Raw genomic sequence first — 20,392 nt, 5'->3', positions numbered from 1 at the left:
AATGGATATCTTATTGTTTGTAACAGAAAATGAGAAGAAATGAAGTATCATATGCCGTTTTTTTATATTCGTATATAAGAAGAGAAAAGTTTCTTTGGAAGAAATAGACGTGCTTTATAAGGGATGTCTTAAAAAATTTGTTTTATGAAGAGAGTTTTTTAAAGCAATGAAGACAATTTTTGAAAGGTTAAAGGGTGAGTATAAGACAGAACTTCAAACAGGTTGCGTGGTTACAACAAAGTGATATCCAAACACTTCTTCGTGTTTTGTCTGTGGAGGGGGAAGAGGCGCGTATTGTAGGGGGAGCAGTGCGCAATCAACTGCTAGGGCAGCCTATTAGTGATATTGATATTGCAACAACCTGTTTGCCGCAACAGGTTATTGCACGTGTAGAAGAAGCAGGATTTAAAGCTATTCCTACAGGGATTGCTTTTGGTACAATAACAGTAGTTGCTCATTCATGTTCTTATGAGGTTACAACGCTTCGCTGCGATATTGAAACAGATGGTCGTCATGCAAAAGTGGCATTTGGTCGTGATTGGAAAAAAGATGCTGAACGGCGAGATTTTACGATAAATGCGCTTTATTGTGATGCTGCTGGCAACCTTTATGATGATGTGGGAGGTTTGAGTGATATTGCTAGCCGAACAGTTCGTTTTATTGGGGTTGCAGAAGATCGTATTGGCGAAGATTATTTGCGTATTTTACGGTTTTTTCGCTTTTTTGCGTGGTATGGAGCAGGGCGACCTGATGTGCAAGGATTGAAGGCATGTGTTCGTTTAAAACACGGTTTAAAAAAACTTTCTTCTGAACGTATTTGGGCAGAAATGAAAAAGCTTCTTGCGGCGTTTGATCCAACGCGTGCTCTTTTATGGATGCGACAAAGCAGAATTTTGCCACTCATTTTTCCTGAAACAGAACGATGGGGTATTGATGCAATTCACGCATTGGTGAAGACAGAACAGGCTCTTGGTTGGAAAGTTGATCCATTGTTACGGCTAGAAAGCCTTCTTCCTCCTGATCCCATGCGTCTTCATGAAATGGCACAGCGCTTGCGTTTTTCTCTTAAGGAAACAACGCGATTAAAAGAATGGGCAGAGTTAGAAATAATAAACCAAAACTGTTCTGATCATTTTGTGCAAAAACTGATTTATTTTCATGGACGACAGCCAGTTTTAGATCAATTATCGTTGTCTGTCGCTGCATCACATCTTGATCATCTGGAAAAAAGTGATGCTTTGCAAAAAGCAGAGGGTTATGTCAAGCTTTATCAATTTGCCAAAAAATGGCAAATTCCAACTTTTCCTATTAATGGTAACGATTTAATAAAGAAAGGTTTTACGAAAGGTGTACTTTTAGGAAAAAAGCTTAAAGAGCTAGAAATGATATGGATTGAAAGCGGATTTTTAATGGATCGTCATGCACTATTAGAAAAAATTGATTTATAATATTTCTGTTTATAAACTCACTGTTGTTTATATTTTTTAAGTCAACATATTAATTTATAATAATCATTATTCATGTGAAATAAGAGTTCAAAATATTGTAAGGTTATTTCAAACCTGTTCATATTACATCAATCAAAGTTATTGCCTTACACGCCACAAGTGAGGAAAAATGATTACAGAGAGGAAAAATGTCTCTTATGAATCATCTCAAAGATAAGGATTCTCGAAAATGAGAACGAATAAAGAGAATAATGATAGCGGTTTGCACCTTGTATGACCATAAAGAGGGGGATGTTCACTGGATTTTTACTATGAGGAGTATTTAATCATTCATAGGTGGTGATATGAGGTGATATGAAATGGATGTGATGGGCACTAAGAAATGTTTATTTTACCAGCACTTAATTGTTGGAAAATGATAGGCATTATACGCTCTAACTGTTCTTTATATGTTGTATTATTGTTTTTCGTGATAATTTATGTTTTTATAGGTTACAGTTTCTTTCATGATAACCAATTTGGCGTAATGCTTCTCCTGTTGTTATGGCTACGCTCATGGCGAGATTTAGAGAGCGTGCCTGTGGTTGCATGGGAATTTTCAATGTGTAATCGGCCGCTTCATGAACATAATCGGGAACGCCAGCTGTTTCACGACCAAAAAGTAAAACATCATTTCTTTGATAGCATATCTGCGTATAGCATGTTTTTGCTTTTGTACTTAAAAGCAACAGGCGGCGTTTAAGGTGTTTCATGGAGCTTATAAAATGTTGCCAATCAATGTGTCGTTCTAAGGAAGCATATTCGAGATAATCCAATCCTGCGCGTTTGAGATTACGATCCGACAGATTAAAGCCTGCAGGTTCAATAATGTGCACATGTAAACCAAAGCAAGCGCTAAGACGTAAAATCGTTCCAGTATTACCAGCAATATCAGGTTGGAAAAGAGCTATATGAAGTGTCATGTTCTCTGTAATATGATTTTTCTTTCGACTTTGTAAAGAAGCACCACAATTTATTCGAAAAATATGCTTTGAGAAATACATGTTTTTTACGGTTCATTTTTATTCCCTTTAAATTTCAGGGAAAAAGTTATGTATACAGGTCTGTTTGGGATCAGAGAGAAGCTCCCTATTAGGGGCTTCATTTTATTGAGCAATCCATGAAATGAATTGGCTCATTATGTTGAAAAGTGGGATATTTAATGAGGTTAGATCATCAATTTTAATTAAAATCAACAAAATATGCTTTTTATGCAAAAACAGAAGCGAAAAAAATACTCATGCAACCAGTTGGAATTGAGGGAGGGAGAGATGCTGTAAATGTGTTAAAGAAATAACCGATAAGCTCAACTTGTTTACTGAGATATGGTCATAACAAGACTATGTTTCTTTCTTTAGAAGTGTTTATTTACATGCTATCTCTGATTTTCACGGGCGGGGGAGTAATTTTGATTGATTAATATGAATAGGTTTGAAATGAAAAAACCTTACGGTGTTTAGGGATTTCATTCACTCTGTAAAACGATGAATTATCATTATAAAACAGTTTTTTGTATAAACCATACAAATGGCAGGAGTTTTTTACGGGGATGTTTTTATGGTTGAGGTAACGGAGTGATCAAGCATTGTACAATGGGAGAGGGTATGGTAAAAGAATGTTTTAGCAAAGTGTCTCTTTAAGTTAAGTCCATGGGTGAGCAAACGAGGCGGGATTTTCTGTTTTTGGTAACAGCTGTTGCAGGAGCAGTTGGAATGGGAGCGGTTGTGTGGCCTTTTATCCGTCAGTTGCGTCCAGATGAAGCTGTTTTGGCATCTTCCTCTGTTGAGGTTGATCTGTCTGGTATTGAAGAGGGGATGTCGGTAACGGTAAAGTGGCGAGGACAGCCTGTTGTTATTCGAAATCGTACGGCAAAAGAAATTGCTGATGCGCGCGCTACTGAATTGAGACTTCTAAAAGATCGTCAAGCGCGCAATCCTAATCTTGAAGGTGAAAAGGAAGCAACAGATTTTGCGCGTTCAGCAGGTAAAGGACGTGAAAATTGGCTTATTGTTATTAATCTTTGTACGCATCTAGGCTGTGTAACACTTGGGCAATCGGGTAAATTTGGAGGATGGTTGTGCCCCTGTCATGGGTCTGTTTATGATACTGCTGGAAGAGTGCGGTCAGGTCCAGCTAACTATAATTTGACTATTCCACCTTACCAATTTCTTTCTGATACTTTGCTCAAAATAGGATAAAGTCATGATAAGGTTTCCTCCTTATTGTCCTAAAAGTGCTCTTGTCCGTTGGTTTGATAAGCGTTTTCCTCTTCCTCGTTTTTTTTATAATGCATTTGTGATTTTTCCTGTTCCACGTAATCTTAATTACTTTTACACATTTGGCGGTATTTTAACCATTATGCTTTTATCACAGCTCTTGACTGGTATTGTCTTGGCTATGCATTATGTTCCGGATATTCATTTGGCTTTTGAAACCAGTGAACGATTTCGGCGTGAAGGGCAGTTTGGTTGGCTTTTTCGTCCATGGCATTGTGTAGGCTCTTCGTTTTTTTTTATTGCTGTTTATATCCATTTGGCACGTGGACTTTATTATGGTTCTTATAAAAATATGCGAGAAATGGTATGGGTTACAGGTATTTTTATTTATATCATCATGATGGCAATAGCATTTTTTGGTTATGTGCTTGTTTGGGGGATGATGTCTATTTCAGCGGCTTCAGTGATTGCAGGGCTTTTAAAAACGATACCTTTGGTGGGGACATGGTTGCATGAGACACTTCTGGGTGGTTATGTCGTAGGACAACCAACGTTGAATCGTTTTTATGTTTTCCATTATGTTTTATCATTTGTTTTGCTTCTTTTTGTGGGGCTGCATATTTGGGCAATTCATTGTGTTGGGCAAGGCAATCCAACGGGTCTTGCTATACAATCAGATAAGGAAACAGTTCCATTTTCGCCTTATGCGCTTATCAAAGATATTTTTGCTATTACTGTTTTTCTCATCTTCTTTGCCTGGTTTTTGTTTTATATGCCCGATTATATGGGGCAGGCTGAAAATTATAGTGTGGCAGATCCTTTAAAGGCACCTCTTCGTGTGGTTCCAGAATGGTATTTTTTGCCTTTTTATGCGATGCTTCGTGCTATAACTTTTGATATCGGTATTTTCTCTTCAAACTTTGTTGGCTTTGTTTTATTCGTCAGTTCGATTTGCATTTTAATTTTTGTGCCATGGTTAGACCGCTCTAAAATATGTTCAGCAAGATATCGACCTGTTTATAAAATTTTCTTTTGGGCGTTGGTTATTGATGTCGTTTTTCTTGGTTGGTTGGGGTCAAGAGAAATAAGTGACAAAATTCTTTTATGGACACAATTGGCTACGGTTTATTATTTTATATTTTTTTTGGTTATTTTACCGATTTTGCCAGCGTTTGAAAAAAATTGTTCTCTTCCTTCTTCAATTATGCAAGATTTAAAACAGAAAAAAAAGAGACTATGGTAAATGTTTTTGTCGGGCTGGTTGTTATTGTTGCTATGAGTTTTTCTGCTCAGAGTTTAGCGAGTGATGCCTCTGATCAGGAAGAGGGATTTATTTCTTTTCCTTTACAGGTTCCTAAAAAACAAGAATGGAGTTTTTCAGGTCCATTTGGGCTTTATGATAAGGCGCAATTGAGGCGTGGATTAAAGGTTTATAAACAAGTTTGTTCCAGCTGCCATGGGCTAAAATATGTGGCTTTTCGCAATTTAAAAGATCTTGGGTATGATCAAGAACAGATCAAAGCTTTGGCGGGGCAATATGAAGTGCGCGATGGTCCTAATCGAGAAGGAAAATTTTTTAAACGTGCTGGGGTTGCAACGGATTATTTTCCTTCTCCCTTTGCACATGAAGAAGAAGCAAGATTTGTTTTGAATAGTGCTTATCCTCCAGATTTGTCATTGATGGTACGTGCACGTAGTGTATCTTTGCCTTTTCCTGCTTTAATTACTGATGCGTTGACTCATTATGATACAGCTGGTCCAGATTATATTACAGCTCTTTTAACAGGATATCAGAAGGCACCGAAGGAGATAAAAATTGCGAATGGTTATTGGTATAATCCTTATTTTATTGCCGGTAATTCTTTAACTATGGCTCCTCCTTTGAGTGATGGTATGGTTGCTTATGAAGATGGAACCCCAGAAATTATTGAACATTATGCGCGCGATGTTTCTGCTTTTTTGATGTGGGCTGCCGATCCTCATATGGAAATTCGTAAAAAAACCGGTTTTCGTGTTATTTTATTTTTAATCATTTTTGCAGGGTTTGTTTATATTTTAAAAAATCGTATTTGGTGTGGTTTAGAAGAAGAATTAGAGAAAGAAATAAAAGACGAAATAAAGAGAAAAGGGTAAAGCGATAAGGCTCAAAAGAGTATAGAGTATAAAGAGCATAAGGAACAAATCTTTTTATGATGCATTGAGGTTTTATAAAGTAAAAGCAAAGTAAAAATGGAGATGTTAAAATGAAAAAAATTGCATGTACTACTCTTATGTCAATTTTGATGGTTTCTAGTACTTATGCTCAGTCTTTTGAAGTGCCTTCAAAACCTGAAATGATCTCTTCGACGGGTATTGTACAGGTGGGGATAGATAAGTCTGTGCGTTATGTGACACCTTTAGCAACGGATTTTGTTGCTTCCAGTCTTATAGGCGCCAATGTATATAATATAGAAGATGAAAATATTGGTGAAGTAAAAGATATTATTTTACGTGAAAATAATATTGCAGGATTTGTTATTGCTGTTGGTGGTTTTCTTGGCATAGGCGAGAGTTATGTGGTCGTTTCTCCAGAAACAATCCAGATGACAAATGATTATGGTAAATGGAAACTCATTACAAATGCGACAAAAGATTCTTTAAAGAACGCTCCAACATTTAAATACGAAGGGCGTTGGACACGCTAATTTTATATTTCTATTCTTTAATGGATCAAGCTGTTGCTATCACAATCATATGCTAGCAACAGTTTTTTTGTTCTAAAAACTCTTGAGAATTTTTGCGACAAGATTCCAAGGAGCTATTACCAAAGTTTTCAAGATAAACTATTAAGACAGAGTGAAGATTTAAGTATTATGTTTAAATAACATGATATCGCCATCTTGCACAATGTATTCCTTTCCTTCATCGCGGGCTTTTCCTGCTTCCTTTGCACCGCTTTCTCCACCCAAAGCAATATAGTCATTATAGCTGATGGTTTGGGCACGAATGAAACCGCGCTCAAAATCTGAATGAATAACACCAGCTGCTTGGGGAGCTTTTGTACCACGCGTAATTGTCCATGCTCGTGTTTCCTTAGGCCCACAGGTGAAGTAAGTAATGAGATCAAGTAAATGGTAACCAGCGCGAATGAGGCGATTGAGACTCGGTTCAAAGAGTCCTAGAGCATTGAGATATTCTGATGCTTCAGCATCACTCAGTTGTGTAATTTCCGCTTCGATAGAAGCAGAGATGATAATGCTTTGCGCATTTTGCTCTGTTGCCATTTTTTCAACTGTTTGGGTAAAGCTATTTCCATGAGCGGCGTCATTTTCGCTTACATTACAAACATAAAGTACAGGCTTGGAGGTTAAAAGATTCAAACTCTTAAGAATGTGGTGTTCATCGGAAGAAATATCTTTGAGTAATAACCGGACAGGGTTTCCCTGTTGCAGTATGTTTAATGCTTTTTCCATAATAGGTAAAATTGTGAGAGCTTCTTTGTCTTTTCCGGTTGCTCGTTTACGGATTTGTATGATTCGTCTCTCAAGACTTTCAAGATCCGCAAGCATGAGTTCGGTTTCAACCGTTGTCGCATCACAAACAGGATCAATACGTCCTTCTACATGGGTAATATCTTCATTTTGAAAACAGCGTAAAACGTGGACAATGGCATCGACTTCGCGAATATTGGCTAAAAACTTGTTTCCTAAACCCTCACCTTTTGAAGCTCCTCGCACAAGCCCCGCAATATCGACGAAGTTAATGCGTGTAGGAATCATTTCTTTTGAACCAGCGATTGATGCAATTTTTTCCATTCGTAAATCTGGAACAGCAACTTCACCGGTATTGGGTTCAATGGTACAAAAAGGATAATTGGCAGCCTGTGCAGTGGCTGTTTTTGTTAATGCATTAAAAAGAGTTGATTTCCCGACATTAGGTAATCCGACAATACCGCATTTAAAGCCCATGAGAGTCTTTCTTTTCTATTGATTTTATAGTCAAGATAAAGCTTCCTTTTTATAGCATATTTTCAGAAGAGTTATAGTCCTTGTCTTGCGATAAGTGAGAAAAAAGTCTAAAGTAGTAGGTATCTACTTTTTTACCTTAGTTCTTCTTACCTTATTGTTCTCCTTAGTTACAAGGATAAGAAAACTTCGAATTAATGTTAATATTGTGCTAAGTTTTTCATGGTATGCAAATCTGCATAAATAATTAATCGGAGAAAATAGAAGAGTGTTATCTCGTTGTGCCTTTTTAATTGCAGCACTTTTGGCTTTGGCTGGATGTGCTACACGTCAGTCAGATATGTCATCGGTACCTTTTCAACAAGTTCGATACATTCCACCAGAAATACAGGCTTTGTATGGTCCTGTAACGAATGAGACCTATTCGTTACCTGCTGTTGATCTTGCGACAATTGATCCAAAATATTGGCGACAAGAGGTGATTTATTATACATCTTATGCGCCTGGAACATTGGTTATCGATACGCAAGAGTGTTTTCTTTACCTTATTGGTGAAAATGGAAAAGCTTTGCGTTATGGGATTGGTGTCGGTAAAGAAGGCCTAGCATTTGAAGGTGAGGGGGTTATACAGCGCAAGCGTCGGTGGCCAAATTGGGCTCCTACTGCAGCTATGATGGCTCGAGAACCAGAACGTTATGGTCATCTTGGGAAAGGAATGCCACCAGGGCCCGATAATCCATTAGGTGCGCGGGCACTTTATTTGTTCAAAAATGGGAAAGATACACTTTTCCGTATTCATGGCTCACATGAATCGTGGTCAATTGGGCGTGCTATTTCAAGTGGGTGTATCCGTTTGCTTAATCAAGATATTATCGATCTTTATGATCGTGTTCCCGTTGGTTCGCGTGTTGTGGTATTGCAAAACAATAGGAGTATTCCTACAGTTTATAATCAACAATCAAATGGTTACGATCCGCTACAGTCGACCATTCAGCCAAATGATTTTTTTTAATTTAGGGGAGAAGATTGGAGAGAGCCGTTTGAGTATTTTGGTTTGCTGTTCAATCTTCTCTTTCTCTCAAAAGAGAATAAAAGAGAATATAAGCCTTTCTTTTTCAAAGGTGTATACAAGCTTGTATTCTGTTCTATTTTCTAGCTTCTCACGTTGCCAACAGATTTTGCCTTAAGTTTATAAGAGGATTTTTTTAAGAGTTCTTATTCATATTCTTCACGCGACTGGGACACGCAAGCCAATGGTTCTGATTGTTTTTTATCGTTTGTGAAACTTCATTCATAAAGAGGGATTTATCATCTTTTATAAGGAGAGCGATATTTTTTGCGATTGTCTCTAAGAGAGGGGATAACCATTCTTGATCAGATTTGGTAAAATTTCCCAGGACATGCTGATGAACAAGTTCTTTGGTTCCAGGATGACCAATTCCTATGCGTATACGACAATAGTCAGTACCACAATGGGCATCAATAGACTTAATGCCATTATGCCCATTATTTCCTCCACCAATTTTTATACGAACTTTCCCCGGTGACAGGTCTAGCTCATCATAAATGATGATCAAATTCTTTAAATCTAATTTATAAAATCGCAAAGCTTCACCGATAGCTTGACCAGAAAGATTCATGAAAGTTTGTGGTTTTATAAGAAAAATTTTCTCATTATTTATGAAACCATTGGAGATTTCTGCTTGAAACTTCTTTGACCATGGAGAAAAAGAGAAGGACTGATAAATGGCATCAACAGCCATAAAACCGATATTATGGCGGTTGTTTTGATATTGTAAACCAGGATTGCCAAGACCAGCAATAAGCCACATGTGTATCTTCAGTCAAAGTATGAGTAAGGGTAATGTCTCATAAATTAAGGCGGAAAAAATTCCCGCCTTTTGAGTTTTATAAAGTTTCCGTGTCTTCTTCATCATTTTTTTGTTCAGAAGTTTCATCGCTGACATCCATGCCAGCAGGAGCTGCAATGGTTGCAATGGTAAAGTCTCGATCTTGGATGATGGGAGTCACATCTTTTGGCAGTTGCACTGCTGAAATGTGAATAGAATCACCAATAGAGTAGCTGGAGAGATCAATTTCAATAGCTTCAGGAATAGCACTTGCTGGAGCTGTACATTCAATTTCGTGCCGAACAATATTGAGGACACCACCCTTTTTAAGTCCAGGTGCCGTATCTTCATTGAGGAAGTGGACAGGAATATTCACTTCTACAACGGATTTTGCTGAGATGCGCAAAAAGTCTACATGGAGGGGAAAGTCACGCACGGGATCTAATTGATAATCTTTTGGCAAAACCATAATTTTTTGCTTGTCAAGAATAATCGTTGCAATGGTGGTACGAAAGCCACCGGCATGAATTTTGTAGAAAATTTCTTTATAGGGAACTGTTATTGCCAAGGGTGGTTGTTTTTCACCATAAATGACAGCAGGAATAAGACCGTTGCGGCGAAGTTCACGGGAGGACCCCTTACCAACCCGCTCGCGTTTTTCGGCCTTAAGAGTGTAGCTTTTGCTCATAATTTAAGTCCTTTTTACATGATTGGAGATCCTTCAAAAACAGTAATAGTTTTTGCATGGATATGAAGATATGCGCTAACCAACAGCGATCACTCCATTCTGCGTTGCCTCCAAGGGTGTCTACGCAGAAGTTTGTTCTATAGTTCAAACTATTCATAGATGCAAGAGTTGTGGGAAAAATCGATGATTTCTACCGTTAAAAAGGAGGAAATGTTACAAATTACGGTGTGGATGGAGAATCAACCAATATGTGCTGGCGCTGATATGTTCAAAATCAAACACTGGAGATGTTATGAAGGTTGAGATTGCCTTGGGTGAGATGTCAGAGAGTCGTGCTTTGCATAAATCGATGCCAGCACTTCTTGACTTGGAAGAATTATTGGCGACACGTCTTCTTGTACAAGGTAATTCCGGTTCAGGAAAATCACATCTTTTACGCCGTCTTTTGGAGCAAAGTGCTAAGTGGGTGCAGCATTGTGTAATTGATCCAGAAGGCGATTTTGTAACTTTGGCAGATAAATTTGGTCATGTTATTGTAGAGGCTCAACGTAGTGAATTAGAATTGACTCGTATTGCCCATCGCATTCGACAACATCGAGTTTCAGTGGTATTTAATCTTGAAGGCTTGGATACTGAACAACAGATGCGTGCTGTAGGGGCTTTCCTTGGGGCACTGTTTGATGTAGAACGTGATTATTGGTATCCTATGCTTGTCGTTGTCGATGAAGCACAATTGTTTGCTCCAACTGCAGCAGGAGAAGTTTCTGATGAAGCGCGTAAAATTTCTTTGAGCGCTATGACCAATCTTATGTGTCGAGGACGTAAACGTGGTCTTGCTGGTGTTATTGCGACACAACGTTTGGCTAAGCTTGCCAAAAATGTTGCTGCGGAAGCTTCAAACTTTTTAATAGGGCGGACTTTTTTAGATATTGATATGGTGCGCGCTGCTGATCTCTTGGGAATGGAGCGTCGTCAAGCGGAAATGTTTAGAGATCTTGAACGGGGAAATTTTATAGCTTTAGGACCTGCTTTATCACGACGTCCCTTACCAATCATTATCGGTTCTGTTGAAACTTTGGCACGCTCTTCTAGCCCTAAATTAATGCCACTTCCAACAGAGCGGGATGATGTGCAAGAGCTCGTTTTTACTGCTTCACCAGAGGAAATTTTAACGCCATTTAAACAAACACGAGAGCCGATGAGGGAAAAGTCAATGCACGAGATGTTAGAGGAGGTAGTGCATAAAAAACAAGAGTTGTTGGAAGAAAACCCGAGTTTATTTCCTGAACTTTCTGATGTTGAGCGTGACGGCCAAGCAGAACATATTATTCGGGAGATTCTTGAGGATTCTGAGGCTTTTTATCGTTCAACAGCGGTGCTTTATCAAGATTTTTCAGTTCGTTGCCGTATCCATGGTATGTCAAAGGTTCCTTTTAATCTTTCACAATTTCGGCGTAAATTGGCTATTGCTCAGGCTTTTGTTGATGAACAAACGGCTGTCAGTGAACATTGGAAACATATTTTGCAGATATCAGAAAGTTTGGAAGAAGATGTTCAAGGAGTCTTCTTGAACGTGGCACAGGCCGCATTAGGGGGAAAATCATGTCCATCTGATGCATTTTTAGCACGTCTTTATGGGACTCATTCTTTAAGCCGTGTACGCCGACTTTTAACCTACTTTGAAGAGCGTGGACTTATTGTTATTCACACGCATTTTAGTGGTCGACGTATTGTTGCATTTCCTGATCTTGGTGTTGAAACAGCACCAGGAGACCCCAAGGAACCACTTTAACCAAATAAGCTGGAAACCGATTGTTCTGCTGCTGTCCTTGCTATTGCTTCTCCCATAAGGTCGGCAATGGGCAAAACACGAATATTATGGGTTTTCTCAATAGCTTGTGTTGGCATAATTGAATCTGTAATAACCAATTCTTTCATCTCTGAATTGGCAATTCGCTCGATTGCATTACCAGAAAGAACACCGTGCGTGATATAAGCCGTGACACTATTGGCACCATGTTTAAGCAGAGCACTTGCTGCATTGCATAAAGTTCCACCTGAATCAACAATATCATCAAGCAAAAGGCAATCTTTTCCCGATACATCTCCAATGATATTCATAACTTCTGATTCACCGGGGCTTTCGCGACGTTTATCCACAATAGCGAGCAAACTGTTCAAGCGCTTGGCGAGTGCGCGCGCACGCACCACACCACCCACATCAGGTGAAACAACGATAACATTTTCAAGAGAATAATGCACTTTGACATCGCGAGAAATGACAGGAACAGCATAGAGATTATCCGTAGGGATATCAAAAAAACCTTGAATTTGTCCTGCATGAAGGTCCAATGTTAAAACACGATGGGCCCCTGCTTCCGTAATTAGGTTGGCAACAAGTTTTGCAGAAATAGGAGTCCGTGGTCCTGGTTTTCTATCTTGGCGGGCATAGCCAAAATAGGGGATAACAGCTGTAATACGACGCGCAGAAGAACGACGAAGGGCATCAATCATGATGAGTAATTCCATCAAATGATCATTTGCGGGATAGGATGTAGATTGCAAAACAAAAACATCTTGTCCACGTACATTTTCATGCAGTTCTACGAAAATTTCTTGATCAGCAAAGCGCTTTACAGTTGCTTTGCCTAAGGGGATGTTCAAATAATTTGCAACATCTTCAGCTAGGCGTGGATTAGAATTTCCGCAGAAAAGTTTCATAGTAGAACCTCTGAATCATCATGGTGGGAATGCGACACGGTTTTTAATTTCTTTTTATTAAATTGCAAGAGAACAATTACAAAAGCCTTACAATTTTATTGATTATTATTAAAGAGCTATGCAGTATGTTTTCTCTTTTTCCAAAAGTTTGTTACTTTTAGAGCAAAGTTTTTTCTCCATGCGGCAAAGAAATACATATTGATTAAGCTTTTTAGTTATTACTTTATAAAAATACTTTCAATATGGGGAATGTTTCATATTTAAGATGAATGAAGGGGAGTAATAAAAAGAAGTATCATCTTGCCTTCAATCATTATAACCAAACATTGAAAATGATCATAGCGAAGGCTATCATATTTTATGGGCTGGTAGATAATTTCGTGAAAAAAGCAAAGTACAATGGGATTTATTTTTCCATTTGGGTAAAAAGTTTAGTTTTGCAGTTTTGGTATTGTTCTCAAGCATAAAAGGGGCTCATCTTTTGTTTTTCAGCATAATAGCAGAAATTTGCCGTCCGTAATCGGGTTCGTTGCGGTGTATTGCACGGCGATAGGAGAAAAAACGCTGTTCATCTTGATAGGTACAAAGCTCTACACAAGAAGCATTAACACCTGCTTCTTTGAGTTGATTTATAATAAATGCCCATAGATTAAAATAAAAGCGATTTATTTTGTTTGTTTTTAAAAAATATTTTTGGTATTTGCTGTGGTAATCAATAAATTGGTCGTAAAATTCATTTGTTACTTCATAGTGATAAGGGCCAATACAAGGTCCCAGGACTGCTGTTATTGATTGTCTTTTGGCTCCTTGTTTTTCCATAACAGCAATTGTTTTCTCGATAATTCCATTTAAGCTTCCACGCCAGCCAGCATGAGTTGCAGCGATGACTCTAGCTTGTGGATCAGCAAACAGAATGGGTCCGCAATCTGCTGTAAGAACCCCAATAACGAGTTCTGGGGTGGTTGTAACGAGAGCATCAGCTTGAGGAGGTGCACCGATAGTTGCTTGATGAGCTACGACAACGTTACAGGAGTGTATTTGATTAACTGTGACTAAATTTTGCGCTTCAATAGAAAAATAATTGGCAATCAAAAGACGATTCTGTACAATATATTCAAGTTGATCATTTGAACCTTTCCCAACATTAAGACTATGATAAAGATTTTTTGAAATACCACCTTGACGTGTAAAAAATCCATGTTTTATTCCATGGGGGTGTAAAGTAGAAAGATTTTTTGCAAGAATGGGATGAGGGATAGATTTCATAAAAGTTCCTTATTGAGATTATTTAAAGTGAGGATGGAGATGTTCATATTTGTCAATGAATATTTCAGATAATGATGTGCTTATTGACAAAAGCGCCGATCACCAAAATTGAGGAGGTATGGAGATGTTTTTATCACTGAAATGTAAAACTTTAAATAATTTTCCCATCTGATCTGGACCAGCGAGCCGTTCGATGTCTTGGCGGATTTTGTCTTGCAAAGGAGCACTTTTGCCAACTCCAAGCTGGTTTGCGCGCTCCAGTAGCCCCATTTTAAAAAGAAATTCTCCTTGCTCTAAGATTTCAGCAAAACAGCCTTGTTCAAGAGCTATGTTTTTTAAAAAAGAAAAATCAACATGGGATGTTAAATCATGTTCACCAGGGGCATCAAAAACATCACGAAATCTATGTTTTGAGAGTGCTTGCAAGGTATCGCCAAAGGCAAGCTCACAAGCACCATAGTCGATAAGTAAAGCAGAACCTGTCACTTGCACTAAATGGTGGCTGATTTGTTGCATGAATTGATGCCGTAAGGGGGCATGTTCAAAAATTGTTCCGTCAGGCACTTTAGAACAACAGGTTTGTAGACAAGAAGAGGGAAGTTTATGCGGGGCAGCAATAAAGATGAAATCTCCATTTTGATTGACTGTAATGCGGCGCTCTTTCCATTCTCCATTGATTTTAATATATTGGTTGATAGGGAGTGTATCGAGAAATTCATTAGCAATGAGGAAGAGAGGTTTTGAAGGAATTTGATTAAAATTTTCAATGCTATGGATTTGTTTTTGATAAGAGAAAAGGCGTTTTTTTTGTTCTTTTGCAAGTTTTTTGCTTATTTCGATCAGAAAAATTTCAGCAGCATTAAATGCCGTTTGAGAGAGCTTTTGGATAGTTCGCAAAATGTCATCCATCAAAGTTCCTCGTCCTGGACCTATTTCAGCGAGGATAAAAGGGTGAGGGCACCCTTGAGCTTTCCAGCTTGCAAGAGTCCAAATGCCAATCATCTCTCCAAATAATTGGCTTATTTCAGGTGCTGTAATGAAATCACCAGCATGTCCAAAAGGGGTTTGTGTGTGATAATAACCAAATTGGGGATCGGTGAGTGCCAACGTCATATATTGGCTAACAGTGATTGGTCCATTAAGGACAATAATTTCTTTAATTTTTTCTTTGAGATTGGCCATTTTCTGTCGGTTTATATTTAAAGGCGTGGAGAAGAAGGTAAAACCCTACAAGAAGCATGGGAAGAGATAAAGCCATGCCATAGGTAAAACCAGTAGAATGGAAAAGAGTCGAAAACCATTCTGGATCTTCTTGAGGCGCACGGTAAATTTCAGAAATGCTGCGTGTTACTGCGTAGCCTATAATAAATGTTCCTGATACAGTACCGGGACGTTTTAATGCTTTGAACCCAAAAATAAGAAGACACAGGATGATGAAGAGAAGAAATCCTTCCATAAATGCTTCGTAAAGCTGGCTTGGATGGCGCGGTAAATAGTAAGGATCGAGAGGAAAACAAACAGCCCAAGGACGTGTAGTAATATTACCCCATAATTCTTGGTTAATGAAGTTGCAGATTCGTACAATGCCGATACCAATAGGAGCACCTGCAGCAATGATATCAAACATGGCTCGTATGTTAATATGATTTTTACGGGCAAACCAGATCATAGCAATGATAATACCAATAAGTCCGCCATGAAAGGACATTCCCCCATCCCATACGGCAATAATAGCACTTGGATGATTAAAATAGTAAATGGGATCCCATACAAGAACTTGTCCTAAACGCCCTCCGACAACAACACTTATGGCAGACCAGACAACAAAATCTCCGATCTTTTCTTTATCCATAGGAGGATAGTTTCTATACCATAGAGATGTTTCTTTTAATAATTTTTGCGCATACCACCAAGCAAAAAGAATACCCAGAACGTAACCAAGTCCATACCAATGAAGTGTTATGGGACCTAGCTGGATAATAACAGGATCAAGAAAAGACGGAAAAGCAATGGCTGGGCAAGACAAATTGTTCATGAGTTAAGCATCTTACATTATACGAGATGAATATGAAGTGACTCTGATAGTCAGAAATGACAGATGAATACACAATGGTCAAGTCAGTAGGGAGGCTAGTCAGAAAGGGGGGTAGATTTCCACTGATTTATCGCGGTAAAAAATATGGTGATAAAAGGAATATTAAAAAATCTTAAACAAAATCATTATGAAAAATCTGCACAGTATGTAAGATATAGAGTAAAAGGAACAAATTACAGTATCTAAATGTTATGAGAATACGCTATAATGTGCGCGTCAATAATTAAAATTTAAGGAAAAAGGTTATGCGTAATGGATCAAATCGTATTCTTGATGAATTAGCAAAATTAGCAACGGATGCTGCTGACGTTGCGCAAGGCATACGACGTGAAGCTGGAACAGCTTTTCGTGTGCAGGCTGAAAAGATAGCAAACAAACTTGATCTTGTTTCTCGCGAAGAGTTTGAGACTTTTAAGGAGATGGTGCTGAAAATCCATGCTGATAACGCTGATTTGAAAAGACGCCTTGATGATTTAAAAAAAGATGATTAAAAAAACGCAGACACAAAAAAGTAAAATAGTTTAAAAAAAGAATCTTCAAAAAAATATCCCCAATTTTTCAATATGATGCGTGAAACTAAAAAATGCTTAATCTTGAGTCTGTTAGAGCGGAGCATTTGTTTATTTTTGATTTTTTTGGGGGTAAAATACATTTTTTTGAATCAGGGGGGCTGGCGCTATGAAATTGTATCAATACACTGAAAAGACTTGATGATTCGTTTTATGACTATCAGGTTGCCCTAAACAGCGCGATTGTGTTCTGGGTGTTTGTGTACTGTCGATGTTTTTATGTGTATTTGTTTGGTGTAAAGGTTCTGATTGTAGCAAAATATTGTTACAGTTTAGACGGTTTATATTCTGTTGACAATGTTTTAAGATGATTGAGGATTGTGATGAGGCTTGCATTTTGCGCCACAGAAAGAAAAGAGCACCCTGTTGACTTTATCGAACAGATTGCCTGTGAATATGATTGGTCGTTTGAGCGGGATGCAGAAGATGAAATTAGCGTTTGTGTGGAAGGAAAACGCGCAAACTATCGTCTTGCTTTTTCATGGATGGAAGAGCATGAAGCACTTCATTTAGCTTGTTCGTTTGATCTTTCTATTAAAAATGCTCGAACAGCTGAAATACAGCGCTTATTGCTAGCAATTAATGAAAAGTTGTTGTTGGGACATTTTGATTACTGGCAAAGGAATAATTCAGTTATTTATCGACAAGGTCTTCTTTTGGCTGGTGGGATGCATCCATCTCATATACAGGTTGAAACATTATTGATACATGCACTTAAAGCCTGTGAAAGCCATTATGTTGCATTTCAGATGGTTGCTTTGTCGGGAGAAAGTGCTTACAAGGCACTGCAGTACACTTTGTTTGAAACTGTAGGGAATGCCTAAAATATACAGTTTGTTATTTTTACAGACGGTTTGCTGAAATATTGCTCATAGGGGGATATCAAGAATAGCGCGCAATCCCCCGAATGGGCTCTCATCTAATTGTATATTGCCACCATGGCTGCGTGCTATGTCTTGAGCAATAGAAAGACCAAGCCCTGTTCCACTTGCATCTTGATTTCGCGCTTTATCAAGTCGAAAGAATGGCTTAAAAACTTCTGTGCGCATATTTTTATGAATTCCAGGTCCATTATCATCGATTATCAATATAAAAGATTCTTGTTGAGAGTTAGCGGTTAGTTTAACGGTCGTGCCGTAACAAAATGCATTTGATACAAGATTGCTGACCAAGCGTGTAAAAGCACGGGGACGTACTTGTATTTCTGTAGGACCTTCAATAGTGTAAGAAAATTGACGTTTGTGAAGATGAGCATCGGCGGAGAATTTTTTCATAAGAGCATTTAAATCAAAAGTCTTGACACTTTCACTTCCTTCACCACGAGCAAAAGCAAGATAATCTTCTAACATATTTTGCATGTCACTTACATCTTGCTCAAGCGGTTTAATATCAAAGCCAGTATTTGCTAATGCTAGCTGAAGTTTAAAACGTGTAAGAATGGTTCTTAAATCATGACTTACTCCTGAGAGCATCATGGTGCGTTGTTCGATTTGGCGTTCAATACGTTCTCGCATACGTAAAAAAGCGATGCCTGCACGACGGACTTCATCAGCTCCTTGTGGTTGAAATCCTTTTGGTAAAGGACGACCGCGTCCAAAGCTTTCTGCTGCTTCAGCCAATTGTTGAATCGGTTTGATTTGATTGCGTAAAAAGTAAATTGCTATCAGCAATAAAACAAGAGCTGTTCCTACCATCCAGCTTAAAAAAATAGCAGTATTGGAAGCATAGGCTTGGCTGCGTGGAGCAAAGACGCGTAAGATGTTGTGACCAAGGTGGATACGGATTTCAACAAGATCAGAATCTCCTACGGTATCAATCCAGAAGGGACGGTTAATTTGGCGGGTGATTTCTTCACTTAAAAAATAGTCAAGAATTGCAAAAAATGGCTTAGGTCCTGGAGGGGGTAAGGAGGTAGGAGATAGAATAGAAATATTTAATCCCATACGTTGTTGTGCAATACGCTTGATATCTTCATAGTTATCTTGTTGGGGATATGTTTCAAGAATATCAATAATGGCTGAAATATCATGCACGACAGCCGTTGAAAGACGCTCGGTTACCATTTGCCAATGGCGTTCCATAAAGACATAAGCAATGACCGTTTGCAGAAGCACCATGGGAGCGATGATAATGATCAAAGAGCGAGCATAAAGCCGTTTAGGCATTTTTTTCGTTAACCATCGAAGAAAAAATCTTAAAGGTTTGATCATTCTTGTGCCTATTCAATAGAGAGTTTATACCCTATTCCTCGCACGGTTTGGAGCCATATAGGCAGTGCTGGGTTTTTTTCGATTTTACGACGAAGGCGGTTGATCTGCACATCAATGGCACGTTCACTTATATTGCTGTCATCGGTCGCGAATTTATGGCGCGGAATTGTATCGCCTGCATTTTCGGCAAACATGACCATCATTTCTTGTTCTTTATCTGTTAATTTAATAATTTCTCCTCCTTTTTTGAGTTCGCGTCGTGAAATTGAAAATATATAAGGACCAAAAACTATTTGCTCAATTTTGGGTTGGTGAGGGGGAAAAGCACGTCGTAAAATGGCGTTGATGCGAAGGAGAAGTTCACGAGGGTCAAACGGCTTAGCCAGATAATCATCTGCCCCTGCTTCTAATCCACGGATACGATTGTCTATTTCTGATAAAGCTGTTAACATGAAGATAGGGACATCTTTTGTTTGGCGGAGTGAATGAGTGAGATCAATACCGTTTTCGCCAGGCATCATGACATCAACAATAAGAAGATCAAAATCTAAACTTGCCAACAGTCGTCTTGCTTCATTCGCATTGGCTGAAACTGAAACACGAAATCCATTTTTAATGAGAAACTGAAATAAAAGATTGCGAATACGTGTATCGTCATCAATCACAAGAAGGTGAGGGGCATCGTCACACAAAACTTGAACGTGATTGCTCATTCTTAAAAAAACCTTGATAAAAATTTAGTTTACACAAAATGCAAGTTTACATAAGTTGTATAAAGCTGTCGAGCAGCACCTTTACCTTAAAAGAGAGAAAGTTTTATTTATAAATTTAAAAAAGTTATTTTTGAAAAGGATATTATGGGTAGTCTTAATATACATATTATTCCAGTTACAACATTCCAACAAAATTGTACTTTGCTTTTTGATAGTGAATGTAAAACGGGGGTTCTCGTTGATCCTGGTGGTGATTGGCCGCGGATTCAAGACGTAATCGAAAAGAATGGTGTTATCGTTGAGGCTATTTGGATAACACATGGTCATTTTGATCATGTAGGAGCAGCAATGCAAGTGAAAGAAGCGCTTAATGTAAAAATTATTGGTTCACATCGCGATGATAAGCCTGTGATGGATGCCGTGAGCGAAAGCGCAAAAAATTATGGTATCACTGATGCTTACATCTGTATTCCTGACCAATGGTTAGAAGATGGTGAGTGTGTGTATTTTGCTGGACATGTGTTTAAGGTTTTTCACACCCCAGGACATTCGCCTGGTCATGTTATTTATTTCAATGAAAAAGAGCGCTTAGCCCTCTTGGGTGATGTTCTCTTTCGTGGTTCTATTGGACGT

The 20,392-nt window shown here is 38.4% G+C and carries 20 protein-coding genes; 10 read left to right on the top strand and 10 right to left on the bottom strand.

Going from position 1 to position 20,392, the window contains the following annotated elements; all coding sequences use genetic code 11:
- The first annotated feature begins 194 nt into the window (after window positions 1-194).
- Window positions 195-1,448 (top strand): CCA tRNA nucleotidyltransferase, encoded by a 1,254-nt coding sequence (locus tag ACFIME_RS04235; protein ID WP_375634230.1) that lies wholly within the window; start codon window positions 195-197, stop codon window positions 1,446-1,448.
- Window positions 1,449-1,933: 485 nt separating this feature from the next.
- On the opposite strand, the gene ACFIME_RS04230 is transcribed toward ACFIME_RS04235, so the two are convergent.
- Window positions 1,934-2,410 (bottom strand): tRNA (cytidine(34)-2'-O)-methyltransferase, encoded by a 477-nt coding sequence (locus tag ACFIME_RS04230; RefSeq protein WP_375661792.1) that lies wholly within the window; start codon window positions 2,408-2,410, stop codon window positions 1,934-1,936.
- A 726-nt stretch (window positions 2,411-3,136) separates the two neighbouring features.
- On the opposite strand from ACFIME_RS04230, the gene petA reads away from it, so the two are divergent.
- The 4 genes from petA to ACFIME_RS04210 all read left to right on the top strand — a co-directional run bounded on the left by petA (window position 3,137) and on the right by ACFIME_RS04210 (window position 6,387).
- Window positions 3,137-3,685: a ubiquinol-cytochrome c reductase iron-sulfur subunit gene (petA, locus tag ACFIME_RS04225; protein WP_375620691.1), complete on the top strand. Its 549-nt coding sequence runs from the start codon at window positions 3,137-3,139 to the stop codon at window positions 3,683-3,685.
- 4 nt (window positions 3,686-3,689) lie between these two features.
- On the top strand, window positions 3,690-4,946 hold the full coding sequence (locus tag ACFIME_RS04220; protein WP_375661793.1) for a cytochrome bc complex cytochrome b subunit: 1,257 nt from the start codon (window positions 3,690-3,692) through the stop codon (window positions 4,944-4,946).
- Window positions 4,940-5,836, top strand: coding sequence for a cytochrome c1 (locus ACFIME_RS04215; protein ID WP_375661794.1), 897 nt, complete (start codon window positions 4,940-4,942; stop codon window positions 5,834-5,836). The genes ACFIME_RS04220 and ACFIME_RS04215 overlap by 7 nt, the downstream gene beginning before the upstream one ends.
- Window positions 5,837-5,946: 110 nt before the next feature.
- Complete coding sequence (locus ACFIME_RS04210; RefSeq protein ID WP_375611176.1) at window positions 5,947-6,387, top strand: PRC-barrel domain-containing protein; 441 nt, start codon at window positions 5,947-5,949, stop codon at window positions 6,385-6,387.
- A 159-nt stretch (window positions 6,388-6,546) separates the two neighbouring features.
- On the opposite strand, the gene ychF is transcribed toward ACFIME_RS04210, so the two are convergent.
- A complete protein-coding gene (gene ychF, locus ACFIME_RS04205; protein ID WP_375661796.1) occupies window positions 6,547-7,650 on the bottom strand; it encodes a redox-regulated ATPase YchF in 1,104 nt (367 codons plus the stop codon).
- 265 nt (window positions 7,651-7,915) lie between these two features.
- On the opposite strand from ychF, the gene ACFIME_RS04200 reads away from it, so the two are divergent.
- Window positions 7,916-8,659: a L,D-transpeptidase gene (locus tag ACFIME_RS04200; RefSeq protein ID WP_375634218.1), complete on the top strand. Its 744-nt coding sequence runs from the start codon at window positions 7,916-7,918 to the stop codon at window positions 8,657-8,659.
- 193 nt (window positions 8,660-8,852) lie between these two features.
- Here ACFIME_RS04200 and pth read toward each other — a convergent pair whose 3' ends face one another.
- Both pth and ACFIME_RS04190 read right to left on the bottom strand, forming a co-directional pair.
- A complete protein-coding gene (pth, locus tag ACFIME_RS04195; RefSeq protein ID WP_375684546.1) occupies window positions 8,853-9,479 on the bottom strand; it encodes an aminoacyl-tRNA hydrolase in 627 nt (208 codons plus the stop codon).
- 76 nt (window positions 9,480-9,555) lie between these two features.
- Window positions 9,556-10,185: a 50S ribosomal protein L25/general stress protein Ctc gene (locus ACFIME_RS04190; RefSeq protein WP_375684545.1), complete on the bottom strand. Its 630-nt coding sequence runs from the start codon at window positions 10,183-10,185 to the stop codon at window positions 9,556-9,558.
- A 292-nt stretch (window positions 10,186-10,477) separates the two neighbouring features.
- Between ACFIME_RS04190 and ACFIME_RS04185 the strand changes: the two genes are divergently transcribed.
- Window positions 10,478-11,977, top strand: coding sequence for a helicase HerA domain-containing protein (locus tag ACFIME_RS04185; RefSeq protein WP_375634214.1), 1,500 nt, complete (start codon window positions 10,478-10,480; stop codon window positions 11,975-11,977).
- On the opposite strand, the gene ACFIME_RS04180 is transcribed toward ACFIME_RS04185, so the two are convergent.
- The 4 genes from ACFIME_RS04180 to lgt all read right to left on the bottom strand — a co-directional run bounded on the left by ACFIME_RS04180 (window position 11,974) and on the right by lgt (window position 16,207).
- On the bottom strand, window positions 11,974-12,906 hold the full coding sequence (locus tag ACFIME_RS04180; protein WP_375606345.1) for a ribose-phosphate pyrophosphokinase: 933 nt from the start codon (window positions 12,904-12,906) through the stop codon (window positions 11,974-11,976). The genes ACFIME_RS04185 and ACFIME_RS04180 overlap by 4 nt on opposite strands.
- Before the next feature lie 474 nt (window positions 12,907-13,380).
- Window positions 13,381-14,172, bottom strand: coding sequence for a peptidoglycan editing factor PgeF (gene pgeF, locus ACFIME_RS04175; protein WP_375684544.1), 792 nt, complete (start codon window positions 14,170-14,172; stop codon window positions 13,381-13,383).
- 99 nt (window positions 14,173-14,271) lie between these two features.
- Entirely contained in the window at window positions 14,272-15,354 is a 1,083-nt protein-coding gene (locus ACFIME_RS04170; RefSeq protein WP_375684543.1) for a class I SAM-dependent methyltransferase, read from the bottom strand.
- On the bottom strand, window positions 15,329-16,207 hold the full coding sequence (gene lgt, locus ACFIME_RS04165) for a prolipoprotein diacylglyceryl transferase (RefSeq protein ID WP_375634208.1): 879 nt from the start codon (window positions 16,205-16,207) through the stop codon (window positions 15,329-15,331). Before lgt ends, ACFIME_RS04170 begins: the two co-directional genes overlap by 26 nt.
- Window positions 16,208-16,512: 305 nt before the next feature.
- Here lgt and ACFIME_RS04160 point away from each other — a divergent pair, with 305 nt between their 5' ends.
- Together ACFIME_RS04160 and ACFIME_RS04155 are read left to right on the top strand one after the other, a co-directional pair.
- A complete protein-coding gene (locus tag ACFIME_RS04160; protein ID WP_273791228.1) occupies window positions 16,513-16,758 on the top strand; it encodes an accessory factor UbiK family protein in 246 nt (81 codons plus the stop codon).
- Between the two features lie 401 nt (window positions 16,759-17,159).
- Entirely contained in the window at window positions 17,160-17,660 is a 501-nt protein-coding gene (locus ACFIME_RS04155) for a YbjN domain-containing protein (protein WP_375642836.1), read from the top strand.
- 45 nt (window positions 17,661-17,705) lie between these two features.
- On the opposite strand, the gene ACFIME_RS04150 is transcribed toward ACFIME_RS04155, so the two are convergent.
- Both ACFIME_RS04150 and ACFIME_RS04145 read right to left on the bottom strand, forming a co-directional pair.
- Window positions 17,706-19,046, bottom strand: coding sequence for an ATP-binding protein (locus tag ACFIME_RS04150; protein ID WP_375661799.1), 1,341 nt, complete (start codon window positions 19,044-19,046; stop codon window positions 17,706-17,708).
- A gap of 8 nt (window positions 19,047-19,054) precedes the next feature.
- Window positions 19,055-19,759 carry a response regulator gene (locus ACFIME_RS04145; RefSeq protein ID WP_375661800.1) on the bottom strand — a complete coding sequence of 235 codons (705 nt, stop codon included), beginning with the start codon at window positions 19,757-19,759 and terminating at the stop codon, window positions 19,055-19,057.
- 144 nt (window positions 19,760-19,903) lie between these two features.
- Here ACFIME_RS04145 and ACFIME_RS04140 point away from each other — a divergent pair.
- Window positions 19,904-20,392: MBL fold metallo-hydrolase (locus ACFIME_RS04140; RefSeq protein WP_375684542.1), on the top strand; the 489-nt coding region annotated here is incomplete at its 3' end.

Source organism: Bartonella sp. AP1QHHD, assembly GCF_042196265.1.
Lineage (GTDB): Bacteria > Pseudomonadota > Alphaproteobacteria > Rhizobiales > Rhizobiaceae > Bartonella.
This window is presented reverse-complemented; position numbering and strand designations above follow the sequence as displayed.